This is a genomic window from Candidatus Desulfosporosinus nitrosoreducens (genome assembly GCF_030954495.1).
GTDB classification, from domain to species: domain Bacteria; phylum Bacillota; class Desulfitobacteriia; order Desulfitobacteriales; family Desulfitobacteriaceae; genus Desulfosporosinus; species Desulfosporosinus nitrosoreducens.
On sequence record NZ_JAVHUW010000041.1, the window covers coordinates 59,931 to 75,320 of the forward strand.

Here is a 15,390-nt window from a genome sequence, read left to right on the forward strand (position 1 = left end):
ACGGCTAATTCAACAGAAAAGCCAAACAGAGAGTGGGTAAAAGAGAGAGCCAAGTCGCCGTTCGAACCAGTTTTTGGCAGCAGACAATGTCGGCAAAGTTTGAAGGATGCAGAACATCGCCCATTTCCGCCCGGTGGTGAAGCTGCCCGTGATAACTATTGAAACCGCCAAGCTGAACGCCCAGCAATCCGGCAACGACACTTTCCGGGTTTCCCCCGTTGGGACTGGGATGCCCTGAGGCGTCCCGCTGCCAAATTTTAAAAGCGCGCCGGGCGGGCATTTTTCTCAACCAGCCGGCTAAGAGCAAGAGCGGTACGGATAAACGTGCCGGAAGATAATTAGCCCAATCATCGCTGCGCGCTGAAAACCAGCCAAAATCCTTATAGCGCTCATTGCGATACCCAACCATAGAATCCAGAGTACTGACTGCTTTAAAGGCCATTGCCAGAGGTGCTCCTCCCAGAGCGGCATAAAAGAGCGGGGACAAAATCCCATCTACAAAGTTTTCAGCCAAGGTTTCAATAGTCCCCCGCACGATCTCTTTTTCAGCAAGATTCTCCGTATCCCGGCTGACAAACCAGGAGAGTTTCAGCCGTGCTTCTTGAATGTTCCCTTGCTCTAAAGGAATGAGCACGCTTTGTCCGGCATCTAAGAGAGACTTGCCGGCTAAAGTCGTGAAAATGAAATAAACGCTGACCGCGAGTCCCAATAAAGGATGAATAAGCTTGGCGCCTGAAATCAGCGCCCAGGTTACCAAGTAACTGCCACCCACAACCAGACAGGTCAGAAAAGCTCCTTTTCTTCGCCTTTCCTTTGGGGACCCCTGATTAAGCTGTCGTTCCAAATAGGCTATGACTTTGCCGATGCTCACCACAGGATGCGGCCAATTCCGGGGATCTCCCAGCACTTGGTCAAGGACAAAGCCGAAAAGAACCGCCAGGGTAAGAAGACTGATTTTTCCCATCATCCTCCTACCTGACCGCTTCTTTCTTCGACAGGAGCTTTCCCATCGGCCGAAATTTGGAATCCTGCGCCGGAAGGCAAGCCCATAATAGCCCGGATGCGCTCAAGATCGACACTTTTGCGCACTGAATCTGCCAGCTCGTTAAAGGCGGATTCGCGCAAGGCTGCCTGAGACTGGGTCACGGCACAGGGTCTTGTGCGGTCTTTGCGCTGCCAGAGCCAATTCAAAAGGGAATTCCTTAAACTATCGTTATCGAAAATTCCATGTAAATAAGTCCCATAAGCATTGCCTGCCTGCAGACCGTCAGAGTAAGCTACTCCGTTGGAGGTTAATTCTAAAAGCGGCGCCTGGCCCTCGTCCGGCATAGACCGCCCCATATGAATTTCATAGCCCACAACGGGTTCCCCGGTACAGGCCTGAAAAAATCCTTGCGTCGCTAAAATCCTGCCTTTGCTCTGGACGGTATGTTTTTGAGGGTAGAATTCCGTGACCATGGGAAGAATCCCCAGACCGGGAACCTCTTCCAGGTCAGACTCGGTATGCAGAGGGTCTTTCACCAGACGCCCCATAATCTGATACCCGCCGCAGATCCCCAAGATGGGAAGATCCTCTTGCCAGAACTTATAAATCTGAGCGCCTAATCCACTCTCGTGCATAAAACGCAGATCAGCCAGAGTGTTTTTACTGCCCGGAATAATGACAAGATCGGGCTTGCCCAGGCTGTCCAGTTCCGTGACATAACGCACGGAAACGTCCGGTTCGTCTTGCAGGGCATCGAAATCCGTAAAATTAGCAATATAGGGCAACCGGATCACGGCTATATCCAGTTGATCGGTGGTGGCAACGCGGGGCTTCTCTGCCGCTTCACTGATGGCCACAGAGTCCTCGTCCGGTATGCGTATTTTGAAATAAGGAACGACTCCCAGGACCGGAATTCCCGTTCTTTCTTCAATAAAATCCAAAGCCGGCTGCAAAAGGGCAATTTCTCCCCGGAATTTATTAAAAATGATCCCTTTAATCAGAGCGCGTTCTTCCGGTTCCAAGAGCTCCAAAGTACCGACGACAGAGGCCAGGGCTCCGCCGCGATCAATATCGGCAACGAGCAAAACAGGGGCATTTGCTTCCAGGGCAACCCGCATATTGACGATGTCGTTGGATTTGAGATTGACCTCGGCGGGACTGCCGGCGCCTTCTATCACAACAATCTCGTATTCCCTAAGCAAGCCATGCAGGGCGTCCTGAGCGTAGGGCCAAGTCAGGCGCTGATATTCTCCGTGATAACGCAAGGCTGTGACATTTCCCTGGGAGACTCCCATTATGACTACCTGGGAACCTGTTGGTCCACTGGGTTTGAGCAGAATAGGATTCATGCGCACGTCGGGTTCAATACCCGCAGCCTGAGCCTGAACAACCTGAGCTCTGCCCATTTCTCCGCCCGCGGCGGTGACGAAAGAGTTGAGAGCCATATTCTGCGCTTTAAAGGGACTCACTTTGTAGCCTTCCTGATAAAATATGCGGCAAAAAGCGGCAGCCAGGACGCTTTTCCCCACGCTGGAAGAAGTTCCCTGGATCATAAGTCTTGCCGCCGGCAGATTCTCTGTTGACATTTTTTCACCCTCTTTTCTAAGGTGGGCTTTCGCTATCGGCACATCAGCCTTCACGCAAGGCCGTATATATCAAGGCATTGACAACGGTTGCAGCCAAAGGGCTTCCTCCCCGTGTTCCCAGAACAGTGATGGAGGGAATATCCTGACGTTCCCACAGCAAATCTTTCGACTCCTTGGCGCCGACGAACCCGACAGGAATGCCAATGATTAAGGCCGGACGCGTCTCAGCTTGTTCAGCTAAGCGCAGGACTTCGAGCAGGGCTGTAGGGGCGTTGCCGATGGCCACGATGGCCCCTTGCAACCGCTCCGGATGCAGGCGAAAGGCGGTCATGGAGCGGGTGATGCCCCACTCTTTGGCTTGTTGGGCAATCTCCGGGTCGTTCAAATGGCATTCCACCGAACCGCCCAGCAATTTAAGCTTTTCCTTGGCTATGCCCGCCCGAACCATTTCCACATCCGTTATGACCGTCGCGCCTTTTTTTAGTGCCTCAAGGCCGCAGGAAATAGCTTGGGGATGAATGGCAATGACCTGCTCTAAAGACGGGTCCCCGCTGGTGTGAATTAAACGTTCAACGACGGGATATTCCTGGTCCAGCCAGGGACGTTTAAGGCCGGCCCGAATGATACGCATGCTTTCCATCTCGATTTGACCGGGCTCCAAGATAAACTCCGTCATCCTGCCACAGCCTCCTTGATGCGGTCACAAGCCAGGCTTGCTATGCTGTCATCCGCTCCCAGTTCTTTAGTATAGATAACTTCGACATTGGGATGCTGTTCCCTGAGTTCACGCAGTTCTTCATGAATATCCACCGTAACGTGAATTCCCCGAAAAAGAAACAGGGGCATGATGACAATCCGCGCCGCGCCTTCGCTTATTTTTTCCGCAACCGCTTCCGGCAGGCTGGGACGGTCATGAGCCATGTAGGCAGGTGTCACTGGTTGTCCAAGCAAAGAACTTACTTTCTCGGCGACCACTAAAAGACCTTGGTTGGCTTCAGCACGGCGGCTGCCGTGTCCTAAAAGAATGATCTCAGTTTTCATAAAAGTTCCTCCATTTGTTTAATAAATTCGGGAATTGAACTGACCGCTATGGTTTGACCTGCCTGGCTGTTTGAGAAATCAACAGCTGGGCGTTTCAAGAGGATTAAAGGGATGTTTAAAGTGAGACAAGCCTGTACTTTTTCTAAGGTTCCGCCCACTTTGCCGCTTTCCTTGGCAACTACGACCTCAATCTTTAATTGCTTGAACATTGCTTTGTCCCATTCTTCGGAAAAGGGTCCCTGGGCAGCAATAATTTGCTTGGGGCTAAAGCCTAAAGTTTCGCAGCGGGCCAAGACCTGAGAGGTAGGCAGCACTCGGATAAAAAGGCTTTTACCCCTTAAGCAGGGCTGTGATGTCCATTCCGGCAAAGAATTGCTGCCGGTGGTAAGCAGCAGACGATTGCCGAGGCTGGCCGCAGCCTGAGCTGCCGCCGGGATGTTCTCAACCCAATGAATCAGGGGATGACTCTCAAGCTCAAGAGCTGAGCGTTCCCAGCGAAAATACGGGACACTTAGTTCTGCACATACCTTTTGGGCTATTTCTTTGACGCGCAGGGCGTAAGGGTGGGTGGCATCGACAAGAGCCGTATAAGAATTACTGTTAAGAAACTCTGTGAGAAGCTCGGCATTCATTGCTCCCGAACGGACTGACAGTCCCTGTTCCGAAACCAGATCCGCCCCATAGGCGGTTAGGGTGGAAACTAAGACATCATGTCCCCGCTTTTTTAAAGCTTCCGCGAGTTGCCGTCCGTCTTCAGTCCCGGCCATGACAAAGAGTTTCACAGTTTATAGCCTCGGGGAGTGACCATATAAGATCCGACAATCCGGGTTTGCGAGTTGCCGACGATGACGGTTGTCAGCATATCGATAGGATAATTGGTAAAATCCGCAAGGTTGGTAATCTGGACGTTGGATTCCTCGCCGCGCAACGCTTCCCGGACAAGACCGACAGGAGTGTAAGGATGACGGTAAGTCAGAAGGAGTTCCCGCACGGTTTCAATGTGCTGTGTGCGGCCAAGGCTCTTGGGATTATAGATGGCCAGGATGAAATCTCCCTCGGCAGCCAGACGCACTCGCTTCTCGATAACTTCCCAGGGTGTCAGGAGGTCGCTTAAGCTGATAACGGCAAAATCGTGCATTAAAGGTGCGCCAAGCATGGAGGCCGCAGCAGATGCGGCAGTGACGCCCGGCACAATCTCTAAAGGAAGCTCCAGCAGCCCCTCCTGCTCCAGACATTCGATAATAATTCCGGCCATACCGTAAACTCCGGCATCCCCACTGCTCACAACGGCAACCCGATGCCCTTCCCCTGCCAAACGAATTGCTTCCCGGCAGCGGTCAATTTCCTGGCGCATGCCTGTGGCAACCACTTGTTGATGGGTTAAAAAGTTACGAATCAGGTCGATGTAGGTCTTATAGCCAACAATATATTCCGCTTCATTTAGTACGGACTGAACCCGTGAGGTCATATGAGCGGCGTCTCCCGGTCCAAGACCGACGACAAAAAGTTTTCCAGGCTGATCGCTACTGTGACCCCCTGTCCCTTGATTTTGGGCAGAATCAGCCGCCCCCTGTTTGCTCCCAGTAAACTCGCTGCTTCGCATACTCCGTCCACTCCTATCGTTTTGTTTACAAAATCTGACCGCTGCAAGTGTTCTTGTTCATTGACTGTTTGAAGTTCTTCCGCCGAAAAAGTTTTGAAAGGAACGCCGAGGTGTTCGGCGGCTTCCACCAGTCCCGCTTCCTCTGCTTTTAAATCAACACTATAAATTCCGGACAAAGCTTGCGGAGAGGCTCCTATTTGCTTAAAGGCAGAGGAGATCATTTCTAAAATCACTGTACAGGAAATCCCCCGCCGGCACCCGACCCCCACACTTAAAACGGGAGGAACAAGATAAAGGCAATCTTCCCGGATATGCTCGCTTGGGAAAGCGTCGAGCATAACCTGGGCTTTATCTTTTTCCTGAGCCGTTAAAAAGCGATAGTGAGAATCTGTGACCAAAGCTTGTTCCGGATTAAGCGGATAAGGCGTAAAAACGTTGAGAAACCCTTGTTCCAAAAGCAAACGGTTGACAGCGGGCAAATGGTCTACCGGTTCTACCTTCCAGCCATACCTGCGGGCGTATTCATCGGGAGCCACCAAACCGCGGCCGTCTGTGGCAGTGGTGATAACTGCCTGGGCTTTGATTTGCTGGGCAATCTGCCTGGCCCAGGCGTTCGCGCCGCCTAAATGGCCGGAAAGCAAGGGAATCACGAACTTTCCCGCTTCGTCTAAAACCAACACCGCCGGGTCCCGGTCTTTCTTGTCTATCAGGGAAGCTATCTGACGCAGGACAATTCCTGTGGCCATGACAAAAATAAGCACAGAATGAGTTCGCCAGAGCGCAGGAACGAGCTCACTCAAACGCCGGAAGCTTTGCAGCTTTCCAAATTCCTGACTTTGACCGCCGCCGGCAGGCAAAGCTTTCTCATGAATGCAGACTGTCTGAATTGCCGAACCCGGGAGCCCCTCGCCAATTCGCAAGGCCGTTGCCAGACCTCGATCCGTCAGGGCCAGTAAGGCTATTTTCACCTGTCTGTTCCCTGACGGTATTCATGGGTGAAGGTCGGGTCGTAGAGCTTGGAACGGGCGTATCCTCCTGTCGGGTCTAAAAAATCGCCGACAAGAATCTGGGCCTGTTTGCGGATTCCTGCCGCTTGCACTTTGGCAACGATGGTTTCTAAGGTTCCGAAAAGAACTTCTTCATCAGGCCAGCTCGCCTTGGCGACAACGGCAATGGGTGTAGAGGCTTGGTAGCCTCCTTCCAGCAAGGCCTCAACTACGGCCCCCATATCCTGGACACTCAGGAAAATCGCCATGCTGGTTTGATGCCGGGCCAATTGGGCAAGCGCCTCGCGCTCAGGCACCGGAGTTCTGCCCGCCAAGCGGGTGAGAATTAAGGTCTGACTAATATCCGGCAAGGTGAATTCACGCTTGACTGCGGCTGCGGCAGCAAATACGGAGCTGACTCCCGGAATTACGGAATAGGGAATTGCCTGCTCCTCCAAGTAATCAAACTGTTCTTTAACAGCCCCATACATGCTCGGATCTCCGGTGTGAAGACGTACAATCGTTTCCCCACGTTTTGTTCCGTCAAGCATCAAAGCCAGCACTTCTTCAAGGGTGAGTGAGGCACTGTCATGGCAAGGAGTTCCCGGCCGGCACAGCTTGAGCAGCTCCGGGTTGACCAAAGACCCGGCGTAGATCACACGGTCGGCACGCTCCAGGGCCCGGGAGCCCTTGATGGTGATCAGTTCCGGGTCGCCCGGCCCCGCACCAACGAAAATCACTTCCCCGTCAGTTTTATTTTGGCTCACTGTTTTCCCTCCCCGCTAATTTCTTCTTAACTAAAAGAAGACTGAGGTAATCGATTTTATCCGCGGCAAAGTCTTGCGGCTTGGGCTCCCAACGGATTTGTTCTCCGGCTTGCCCCAAGCGTGTTAAGAGAACGGCTTTTCTTTCACGCTCTTCGAGCAGGGTTAAGATTTCAGGCAGCCTGCGCGAAACTTTCATTAAGACTAAATTGGGAAAATCAAGATACTGTCCGACATCGTCTGTACTGGGCAGAATAAGCAGGGGTTCGTCCCCTGTGGCGAGAGGCAAATTAACTTTCGCAGCGGCAGCGGCCATGGCCGTAATTCCGGGCACGGTGACAATAAATTGCGAAGGCAATTTCTCTTGCAGAATGTTTAGCAGGTAGCTGTAAGTACTGTAGAGGGATGGATCTCCCAAAGTAATAAAGGCCACAGATTTACCGGCTTTTAACTCACTGAGCAGCGTTTCCGCACCATCTTGCCATGCTTTGGCCAGAACTTGCTGATCAGAGGTCATCGGCATTTCCAGTTCGAGGAGGCGGACCTGGGGCGGACAGTGAACTTTGGCGATGTCCCAAGCGACACTTTCCCGCTCCATCTTCGATTTGGGAATAGCCACCAGATCAACGGAGTGTAAGATTTCCACTGCCTGGAGAGTCAAAAGACGGGGATCTCCCGGTCCGACTCCCACTCCATAGAATGTCCCCCATGTAAGCGTCATGATATTACCCCTTTTCGTGCTGATAGTATAAAGACCGGATTTAAGGCTTGGGCCATATGCAGAGTTTGAACGGGCTGCCAGCGGACCGCCTGAATAGAAACTACGTCAATATCCTGATAGTTAAGTTCACTGAGGAATTTTAAGCTTTGGGCTATCGTTTCAAGGGTCACGGCGGTAATAACAATCCGTCCTCCTGCCAGGAGAGGGACTTTAGCCAGGATATCTTCCAGCCGGCCATTGCTCCCGCCAATAATACAGACGTTGACCGGCGGCAGCTCCCCGAAAACATCGGGAGCGCTCCCCGAAATGAGCTGAAGATTAGAGACTTTAAACTTGCGTTGATTCTCCAAAATAAGAGCTTGTGCTTCCGGATTGTGTTCGATGGCGTAAACAGTTCCTTGAGAAGCCAAGCCGGCGGCTTCAATACTAATACTTCCTGTGCCGGCGCCAATGTCGGCAACCGAGTCGGATCTGGAAATTTGGGCCTTGGCGAGCACTTGAACGCGAACTTCCGCTTTGGTCATGGGCACTTTTCCCCGCAAAAACTCTTGGTCCGGAATGCCGAAGCGGCATTCCCGGGCAGGTTCGGCTTCGGGTGCAGAATGCGCTTCTGTTTTCAGGCTTAATGTGGGATGTAAAATCATCGTCGCATTTTTTAACAAGGCTTTTTCCTGAGCCAGATGCTCCGCATCCGTTGTCAACCAGATTTCTTCAGGATAGCCAAGGGAATTGCCTACGGAAATATCGGGATTGCAGCCTTTCTGCCAATAGAATTGAGCGACTTTTTGAGGAGTGTTATCTCCGCCGGTCAGCACTCCCGTCGGACGAGTAATGATGTCGGGGAGCACCGCTAATTCCCGCCCATGAACACTGACAAAGGTGGCCTCCTGCCAAGGAAGCCCCGCTCTGGCGAAAGCAAATTGGAGGGAACTGATCCCGGGGTAGACCTCAATTTGTTCTTCCGGAAACTCTTTCTTAAGCCTGGGCAAAAAACTAAAAAAACCCGGATCTCCCGAAACGAGAACTCCTACCATGTTTTTTCCTGAAAGTGCCTCAGTGATCACAGAAAGGCTGGATTTAAGATCACCCGACAGACAGTGCCGGTTTCCCGAAAAATCGGGAAAGAGTTTAAGGGCTCGTGATCCTCCGATTAAAACATCACAGTGCTTTACGAGTTCATAGACGACCGGAGGCACCCATTCCGGTCTGCCAGGGCCAATACCAATCACCTGAATCATTCAATACCCCTCTTCCGCATAGATTGCAGAGAACTTAACCATTCACAGCCGGCAGTCCCCTCCCGCTTTCCGGGACATTCGGCCGTCCCTGACCTGCCGCTGGCTGTTCCTTTGTTGCCAAAAGTCTTTAAAAGGACATTATACTTTGCGCCATAAATAAAACGAGCCTTGAGCGGCTCGTATGGTTTACCCTAATAAACACACACATTTCCTATCGCTCGTAGGTTTGTGATTTACTTAAGGAAGGTTTCCTGACTTCAGATCATCATTCTCTTCCCACTATCTCGACTCGAACCAAGACAGCGGGAAAGAACTCCCCGTTCACAGTGGCGGGACCGTGTCGGATTTTCACCGATTTCCCCTTCAAAATTCTCCTTGCAAAGGAGCCTTAAGTATTATTGAATTAATTCTCATTTCTGAATTTGAATTGTAGTTAAATAATTCTATAAGTATATGCTAAATTCCTCTTTTTCAAAAGAATTTAAAAACAGAAGATTCAAATCTTCTTAGGGTTTATTAATTTAAAGCATTTTAAAATTTAAAGGCCTTCGTCCCACAGCATTAACAGTTTGTTTACAATTACATCCATATTGAGGTAAAAGATTTATTTATTACTGAACTTTTATCCTTATTTTAGGTATTTTACCAAAAGAAAACTGGCACCTCAATATTTTTTTAGAATAAGATAGCAATGCAGAAACACGTAAGAAAGGAGCTTATGATAAATGCCCAAAAACAAAAATATGGGTACGGTTGCTGTCGCTGCGCTCATCGGGGGAGCGGCTGGTGCCCTTGTCAGCGTAATGATTGCCCCTAAAAGCGGCAAAGCATTGCGCAAAGACATTCAAAATAAAGCCGAAGTCCTTATTGAGCAAGTTGAAGATACTACGTCTCAGCATGCGGAAGCCTTAAAGCAAAAGAGCACTGACTTAGTTAATAAAGGCAAAAAAATCAAAGCGGACCTCCAAATGCTATTTCATGATCTAAAGCCAAGTAAGGTAGGTTACATTGATATTACTCAATCTGCCCCGGAAGAAACCTCTCCCGAGCCTGAGGCCAAAATTAGTCCGGCCGAATTCACCGAATCCCCGAACATCAACTTTGCGGATGATATTGAAACCCTGCCGTAATCTCTAAATTAACAACAAGGAAGCTCACTCTGTATCCGGGGGCTTCCTTTTCTCTTCACAGATCAGCTGACAATACGGATTGACCGCCCAAGTCCAACCTTGCTCCTTGACAATATCTTGGGCTATGGCATCCCAACCGATGGGTTGACCGTTTAACAGGGTCATAACCGTTCCAACTCGCAATTGGTCAAACGTGAAGGCCTGAGCACGTTTGCTGGCCAAATGGGCTAAATGGTGAAGCACTGCCTGTTGATCAAGATTTAAAAGTTCCAGAGCAGCCCCTTCGGCTGTGGGCAGCTCGGCGAGGTAGTTAAGCGTGTCCTCTTGTACTCCGGCAAGTGCGGCGTGAGCTAATAAAATTTCCGCGCGGGCATCGGCAACACGATTGTGAGTATGGAAAATCCCGCCTGAGACCTTAATCAATTTGCCGATATGTCCTAATAATATAACCCCTTCGATCTTCCGGTAAGCGGCTTCCTCCAGAAGAAAGCCAACAAAATTGCTCATTTGAATGACAGCTTCGGCCGGAACTTTAAAACACTCTGTCGCCACGCGAAACCCGTAATGTCCGGGAGTCAGAACAATGGTTTTATGTCCGTAAGCCACAGCCTGGTCTAATTCCGGTAAGATCGAGGTTTTAAAGGCCTCTTCGGACATCGGACGGACAATTCCGCTGGTGCCAAGAATAGAAATTCCTCCGACGATACCCAGGCGAGGGTTAAGAGTGCGCAAGGCAGTTGCCTCTCCCTCGGGAACTTCTATTGTGACTTCAAGCTCAGCCTGAGGAAAAACCTCCCGCACAGCGTCCCGAATCATGACCCGAGGAACAGGATTGATAGCGCTTTCCCCTACACCTTGGGCCAATCCTTTTTTGGTAACAGTTCCTACACCCCGACCGCCGCGAATGTGGACATCCCCTTGAGGCGAAAGCCGGCGCACCAGCGCGCGAATTTCCAAACCGTCCGTGATATCCGCGTCATCCCCGCCATCTTTAAGGATGCTGGCAGTGGCCTCTAAATCTCTCAATTGTCCGGTATGGACCGGCAGTGTCAAGCGTGCCTTGCCGGGCAAGGGAATCTCTACACGTTCAGGCAAATCCTCCCCTTGCAGAAGAAAGCAGGCCGCTTTAGCGGCGCCGGCGGCACAGCTCCCTGTCGTATACCCTTCGCGCCAAGTATGTCGATCTTTATTTCGGGCCATAATTCATACTCCTATATCCAAGCTAAATATTCTTGATGGATTGCTGAAAAATCCTCAGGTCGTTAAAGCGATATTGTGAACTGTGCAATAAGCTCATTATTTACCCGGAGCAACAATAAAATTATAAATTATGCTTTGCCGAAGTGCAACGAATCGGCAAGGGCAAGGCAGACCGGCCTATTCTTTACAAAACCCCAAGGTGCAGCTTGAAACGGGCAAAAATGGCCCCCATCATTGCCAAAACAATCAGAAACATGGCCCGGAAATCCCTCAAGGCCAAGGATTTTTGACAGTTGGGAGTCCAGGCCCGCGTTCTGCCGTACCCTCTGTTAAGCATAGCCATGGATAGGGAGTTGGCCATTAATATGGAGTTAATAAATAAGGGGATCATAATTGGGAGATAGGAACGAATGGAGCCGGTAATTCCCTGGCCGTTAAATTTGGTTCCTCTTGCTTTTTGGGCTTCCAGAATAAGCCGGCGTTTTTTATCTAATATGGGGATAAAGCGCAGGGCGGTTGTAATCATCATGGATATTTCGGCGGGAACCTTCATTTTAAGAAAAAATTGTGTAAAATCCTCCAGAGACGTGGTTGAAGTTAGAACTGAGGAAGCCATTAACATACTCCATAAGCGGAGGAGAAACGTAGTACCGAGCAAAAATCCCCCGACGGACGCCCCTAAACGTTTTCCCGGGAAAAGATAGAAAAGGATTTTCTGACTGGAGACCTGTTCGAAACGCTGCGGTGCAAAAGTAAAGCCCGTGAGGAGAATAATCGAAACAACGATAGGCAGTAAGGGAATTATCATTCTCCCGATTCTGCCCAAAGGAATACCTGTCCAGAGAGCTAAAAAACCTGCTGCAGCGACGATGGCCAGCTGATAAACAGGGTCCTGAAACATAAAAGAAACAGCGATCATCCCCACGAAGCCAAGCACTTTGGTGCGGACATCCAGACGATGGATTATGGTATCTCCCGGTGCATAGCCGACAAACATTATGGTATTTCCTCGCTTTCCAACAGCGCCGTGAATTCTTCCGGTTCGAGCCGAATCTCCTGAAAAATATCTCTCAAACGCAGGGAAAGGCGGCAAAGCTGAGGTGGAACTATAGCGGCTTCAAACAGAACCTTTTCCTTGGCAAAGACCTCCCGGGGATGACCATCGAGCAAAATCCCGCCCTCATGCAAAACAACGACCCGCTGAGCATAACGGGCAACTAGCTCCATATCATGACTAATCATAATTATTGTTGTCCCGCTAAGATGAAGCTGTTGAATTAATGTCATGATCGCCTGAACTCCAGACCAGTCAGCACCTGTCGTTGGTTCGTCAATAATTAGGATTTGAGGCTTCAGCACAAGGATTGAGGCAACGGCAATCATTTGCCGTTCTCCTTTCCCCAGGGTGAAAGGATGAACTTGCCGATATTGTTCTAATCCCGTGTCTTTTAGAACTTGGTTAAGGCGATCCTTGATTTCCACATCTTTAAAACCGGCATTTTTCAAGCCATATGCCAATTCCTTCTCTACCGTCGCTGAAAAAATCTGATGATCCGGGTTTTGGAAGACATATCCCACTGTCTTTGACAAATCAGAGGTATCATACTCCTTCGTGTTCATGCCCTGGACAAAGACGTCTCCGCTTGTTGGTTGCAAAAGGCCATTTAAATGCCGGGCTAACGTGGTTTTGCCGGCGCCGTTCTGACCAATTAAAGCTACAAATTCACCGGCTGTTATGGTTAAGTTTATTCCGCTTAAAGCAGGTTGATCTGAATTGTATTGATAAGAAAGGTTGTTAACCTGCACAGCTTTTTCCTCAGAGGCGGAAAAGTACTTCCTGTCCTGAGACACATTGAAATTTTTCCTGCCTTGCCCATACTTGAAGAGCATGGTTCTGATTAAGCGTTCCGCTGAAGGGATGTCTAAGGGGATATTGTCCAGGGGAATCCATCCTTTTTCATAAAACCTCCAGCCTATGAGACTAACTGGTAAAGGCCTTAGGCCATGTTGCTGCAGGAGGGGAATATTGCGAAAAAGCTGTGCGGGTTCACCCCGCCAGATTATCTCGCCCCCACTGATAACCACAACCTCATCTGCTGTTTGGATCACATCTTCACTGGAATGTTCCAGCAACAAAATGGTTAAATCTTTCTTTTTGCGCAAATCGTCCAACGTTGCCAAAATTTCCGCTCGTCCTATAGGATCAAGCTCCGAAGTCGGCTCGTCGAGCACTAAAACCTGGGGTTCCATCACGAGAACTCCGGCAATCGCCAAGCGCTGCTTCTCTCCGCCGGATAATTCTTCAGTTAAGCGCTGATTGTAGCCCTTAAGTTTTACTTTCTCTAAGGTATGATCAACTTTTTGCTGAATCTCTGCCAAGGGTACTGAAAGGTTGCGGGGACCAAAAGCCGTGTCTTCCTCGACTGTCCGGCCAATAAGCTGGGTTTCCGGGTCTTGGAGAACGAGCCCCAGGAATTTGGACATTAACTGTACGGGAGTTTTGCTTACATCCCGGCCGGCAACTTTTACTTGACCTGTCAGTTTCCCTCCTAAAAGTTGGGGGATAAGCCCATTAAGACATAAACTTAACGTCGTTTTTCCGGCGCCGGTTTTTCCCATCAGTACGATGAATTTCCCCTTTTTCACGCTTAAGGATATATTTTTTAAACCGGCTTCCTCAGTGTTGGGATAATGATAAGAAAGGTTTGTCAGTTCAATGGCTATGTCCTTTGCTGATTCTCCGTCAGCTTTTGCAATTTCCACGGCTTCTAAGGTTTCCTCCTTATGAGTTTAAATTAGTCTGCTGCCCTTTATGGCTTTATAGACGATCGCAGAAATAATCACATTAAGAGCTGAGCCGACGACCAGAAAAGGAAGTACACCCAGAGCGCCGCCCATACCCATGATCGGAACCATAGCAAAAGAAGAGACAACTCCGTTGAGAATTATGCCGGCGATGACTGCCGGTATGAGTCCCAGAGTTTTGTTTACCCAGCGATAGACCAAGGCCCAGAGAGCCATTTGAAAAGCAATATAGAGATGGACAGGAATTGTTAAAGGAAAGCCGACCACCGCGGATGACAATAAATGACCTAAGGAAATAACGACTGCCCCTTCGCTGCCGCCAAAGGCTAAGGCGCTAAAAAATCCCGGCGCTGAATCCATGCCAATAGTTCCGACAGGACTTGGGATTTTAATCAAGGCTCCCACAGCGCTCAAGGCAATAAAAACAGCCATGATGGAAAGCCGTCTGACATTCCAGGCGGATAGTTTGACATCTTTAAATTCCGGGTTTATTTGACTCATGAATTTATTCCTCCTTAAACAAGCTTAAGTGTTTGTCTGAAAGCAAAGAGCTAAGCGCGGTATTGTTAAAAACCGTTTAGATTAGTTTTCCGATTTTATGGATAGGCATTTGTTTAAAATCCGAAAAAACAGGACCGGTTACCGGGCGGGACGCGGAAAGAATCAGACAGGTAGAAGGTCCGGCCGATTTAGCCAGATTTAAGGGACAAGACGGATCAACAAGCAGCCGGCTATGACTATTTGAGGCAAGTTGATCGGCTTCCGCACGAATTCCTCTCGAACCGACGGGGATCATGTCATGAATTTCTGAAATTCCTAAAAGCCGCTTCAGGTGCATTAACTGGATAATTTCAGGGTCCTCAGGGTTAGCGGCTTCAGGTCCGACTTTAGGCAGACCTAAACAAAAGACCTCGTCTCCCGGCTGTGAGGTGCCAATCCGCAATTGTTTTTGCCCAACCAGGCCAACGACACTGATCCCCAGGGCAGTTTCCTGAGTCTTCATGTTTTTTTCCGTGCTGATAGCCATAGGAAGGGTCAGTCCGGCGAAGGCCAACTCTTCATTCACCCCCTTTAATAGTTCTTCACCCGTCGGCTGAGGTTCATTGGAAATTGCCACAGTCATAACTTGAGGGCCCGCCCCTACAGCTAAAATTTCCAGCAAAGCTACCCGGGCCGTCAGTCTTCCCGTGATAGTCCAGGGAACTTGGACCACATCGAGAATTTTTAAGCCGATCGCCCCGCAAGAATCACAAGAAGCTACAAGATATTGTTCCGGGTTTATCGCAACAACTTCAATATCCCGACCTCGATATCCCAATGTCTCTCCTCCT

The 15,390-nt window shown here is 49.8% G+C and carries 16 protein-coding genes and 1 riboswitch; of the genes, 1 reads left to right on the forward strand and 15 read right to left on the reverse strand.

All coding sequences use genetic code 11. The features are described 5' to 3' along the window. Positions 1 to 4: 4 nt before the first annotated feature. From cbiB to cbiE, 10 genes are read right to left on the reverse strand one after another with little or no spacing between them, the layout of a single operon-like run. Positions 5 to 964 carry an adenosylcobinamide-phosphate synthase CbiB gene (gene cbiB / locus REC12_RS07490; protein WP_374214185.1) on the reverse strand — a complete coding sequence of 320 codons (960 nt, stop codon included), beginning with the start codon at positions 962 to 964 and terminating at the stop codon, positions 5 to 7. Then, a complete protein-coding gene (locus REC12_RS07495; RefSeq protein WP_308893280.1) occupies positions 964 to 2,571 on the reverse strand; it encodes a cobyric acid synthase in 1,608 nt (535 codons plus the stop codon). The genes cbiB and REC12_RS07495 overlap by 1 nt, the downstream gene beginning before the upstream one ends. A gap of 43 nt (positions 2,572 to 2,614) precedes the next feature. Next, positions 2,615 to 3,247 (reverse strand): precorrin-8X methylmutase, encoded by a 633-nt coding sequence (locus REC12_RS07500; protein ID WP_308893281.1) that lies wholly within the window; start codon positions 3,245 to 3,247, stop codon positions 2,615 to 2,617. Then, positions 3,244 to 3,612: a sirohydrochlorin chelatase gene (locus tag REC12_RS07505; protein WP_308893283.1), complete on the reverse strand. Its 369-nt coding sequence runs from the start codon at positions 3,610 to 3,612 to the stop codon at positions 3,244 to 3,246. Before REC12_RS07505 ends, REC12_RS07500 begins: the two co-directional genes overlap by 4 nt. After that, a complete protein-coding gene (gene cobK / locus REC12_RS07510; protein ID WP_308893285.1) occupies positions 3,609 to 4,394 on the reverse strand; it encodes a precorrin-6A reductase in 786 nt (261 codons plus the stop codon). The genes REC12_RS07505 and cobK overlap by 4 nt, the downstream gene beginning before the upstream one ends. Further along, complete coding sequence (gene cobJ / locus REC12_RS07515) at positions 4,391 to 5,080, reverse strand: precorrin-3B C(17)-methyltransferase (RefSeq protein ID WP_308893286.1); 690 nt, start codon at positions 5,078 to 5,080, stop codon at positions 4,391 to 4,393. Before cobJ ends, cobK begins: the two co-directional genes overlap by 4 nt. Beyond that, on the reverse strand, positions 5,077 to 6,183 hold the full coding sequence (locus tag REC12_RS07520; protein ID WP_308893288.1) for a cobalt-precorrin 5A hydrolase: 1,107 nt from the start codon (positions 6,181 to 6,183) through the stop codon (positions 5,077 to 5,079). Before REC12_RS07520 ends, cobJ begins: the two co-directional genes overlap by 4 nt. Beyond that, positions 6,180 to 6,968 (reverse strand): precorrin-4 C(11)-methyltransferase, encoded by a 789-nt coding sequence (gene cobM / locus REC12_RS07525; protein WP_308893289.1) that lies wholly within the window; start codon positions 6,966 to 6,968, stop codon positions 6,180 to 6,182. Before cobM ends, REC12_RS07520 begins: the two co-directional genes overlap by 4 nt. After that, positions 6,955 to 7,686 carry a precorrin-2 C(20)-methyltransferase gene (cobI, locus tag REC12_RS07530; RefSeq protein ID WP_308893290.1) on the reverse strand — a complete coding sequence of 244 codons (732 nt, stop codon included), beginning with the start codon at positions 7,684 to 7,686 and terminating at the stop codon, positions 6,955 to 6,957. The genes cobM and cobI overlap by 14 nt, the downstream gene beginning before the upstream one ends. Beyond that, positions 7,683 to 8,924 carry a precorrin-6y C5,15-methyltransferase (decarboxylating) subunit CbiE gene (cbiE, locus tag REC12_RS07535; RefSeq protein WP_308893291.1) on the reverse strand — a complete coding sequence of 414 codons (1,242 nt, stop codon included), beginning with the start codon at positions 8,922 to 8,924 and terminating at the stop codon, positions 7,683 to 7,685. The genes cobI and cbiE overlap by 4 nt, the downstream gene beginning before the upstream one ends. Before the next feature lie 224 nt (positions 8,925 to 9,148). Beyond that, positions 9,149 to 9,330, reverse strand: a riboswitch (cobalamin riboswitch). 319 nt (positions 9,331 to 9,649) lie between these two features. Here cbiE and REC12_RS07540 point away from each other — a divergent pair. Further along, on the forward strand, positions 9,650 to 10,054 hold the full coding sequence (locus REC12_RS07540; protein ID WP_308893292.1) for a YtxH domain-containing protein: 405 nt from the start codon (positions 9,650 to 9,652) through the stop codon (positions 10,052 to 10,054). A gap of 24 nt (positions 10,055 to 10,078) precedes the next feature. On the opposite strand, the gene cbiD is transcribed toward REC12_RS07540, so the two are convergent. The 5 genes from cbiD to REC12_RS07565 all read right to left on the reverse strand — a co-directional run bounded on the left by cbiD (position 10,079) and on the right by REC12_RS07565 (position 15,377). Continuing rightward, positions 10,079 to 11,254 carry a cobalt-precorrin-5B (C(1))-methyltransferase CbiD gene (gene cbiD, locus REC12_RS07545; protein ID WP_308893293.1) on the reverse strand — a complete coding sequence of 392 codons (1,176 nt, stop codon included), beginning with the start codon at positions 11,252 to 11,254 and terminating at the stop codon, positions 10,079 to 10,081. Positions 11,255 to 11,438: 184 nt separating this feature from the next. Further along, positions 11,439 to 12,251, reverse strand: coding sequence for an energy-coupling factor transporter transmembrane component T family protein (locus REC12_RS07550; protein ID WP_308893295.1), 813 nt, complete (start codon positions 12,249 to 12,251; stop codon positions 11,439 to 11,441). Beyond that, complete coding sequence (locus REC12_RS07555; protein ID WP_308893296.1) at positions 12,251 to 14,017, reverse strand: ABC transporter ATP-binding protein; 1,767 nt, start codon at positions 14,015 to 14,017, stop codon at positions 12,251 to 12,253. The genes REC12_RS07550 and REC12_RS07555 overlap by 1 nt, the downstream gene beginning before the upstream one ends. Positions 14,018 to 14,044: 27 nt before the next feature. Further along, positions 14,045 to 14,560 carry an ECF transporter S component gene (locus tag REC12_RS07560; protein ID WP_308893297.1) on the reverse strand — a complete coding sequence of 172 codons (516 nt, stop codon included), beginning with the start codon at positions 14,558 to 14,560 and terminating at the stop codon, positions 14,045 to 14,047. A gap of 76 nt (positions 14,561 to 14,636) precedes the next feature. Then, positions 14,637 to 15,377, reverse strand: coding sequence for an AIR synthase related protein (locus tag REC12_RS07565; RefSeq protein WP_308893299.1), 741 nt, complete (start codon positions 15,375 to 15,377; stop codon positions 14,637 to 14,639). Between the last annotated feature and the right edge of the window lie 13 nt (positions 15,378 to 15,390).

Bases quoted from the DNA above. Each gene is read 5' to 3' on its own strand.
- REC12_RS07540 (WP_308893292.1), top strand. From the start codon at position 9,650: ATGCCCAAAAACAAAAATATGGGTACGGTTGCTGTCGCTGCGCTCATC.
- cbiB (WP_374214185.1), bottom strand. From the start codon at position 964: ATGGGAAAAATCAGTCTTCTTACCCTGGCGGTTCTTTTCGGCTTTGTC.
- cbiE (WP_308893291.1), bottom strand. From the start codon at position 8,924: ATGATTCAGGTGATTGGTATTGGCCCTGGCAGACCGGAATGGGTGCCT.
- cobI (WP_308893290.1), bottom strand. From the start codon at position 7,686: ATGACGCTTACATGGGGGACATTCTATGGAGTGGGAGTCGGACCGGGA.
- REC12_RS07505 (WP_308893283.1), bottom strand. From the start codon at position 3,612: ATGAAAACTGAGATCATTCTTTTAGGACACGGCAGCCGCCGTGCTGAA.
- REC12_RS07495 (WP_308893280.1), bottom strand. From the start codon at position 2,571: ATGTCAACAGAGAATCTGCCGGCGGCAAGACTTATGATCCAGGGAACT.
- REC12_RS07500 (WP_308893281.1), bottom strand. From the start codon at position 3,247: ATGACGGAGTTTATCTTGGAGCCCGGTCAAATCGAGATGGAAAGCATG.
- cbiD (WP_308893293.1), bottom strand. From the start codon at position 11,254: ATGGCCCGAAATAAAGATCGACATACTTGGCGCGAAGGGTATACGACA.
- REC12_RS07550 (WP_308893295.1), bottom strand. From the start codon at position 12,251: ATGTTTGTCGGCTATGCACCGGGAGATACCATAATCCATCGTCTGGAT.
- REC12_RS07560 (WP_308893297.1), bottom strand. From the start codon at position 14,560: ATGAGTCAAATAAACCCGGAATTTAAAGATGTCAAACTATCCGCCTGG.
- cobJ (WP_308893286.1), bottom strand. From the start codon at position 5,080: ATGACCTCACGGGTTCAGTCCGTACTAAATGAAGCGGAATATATTGTT.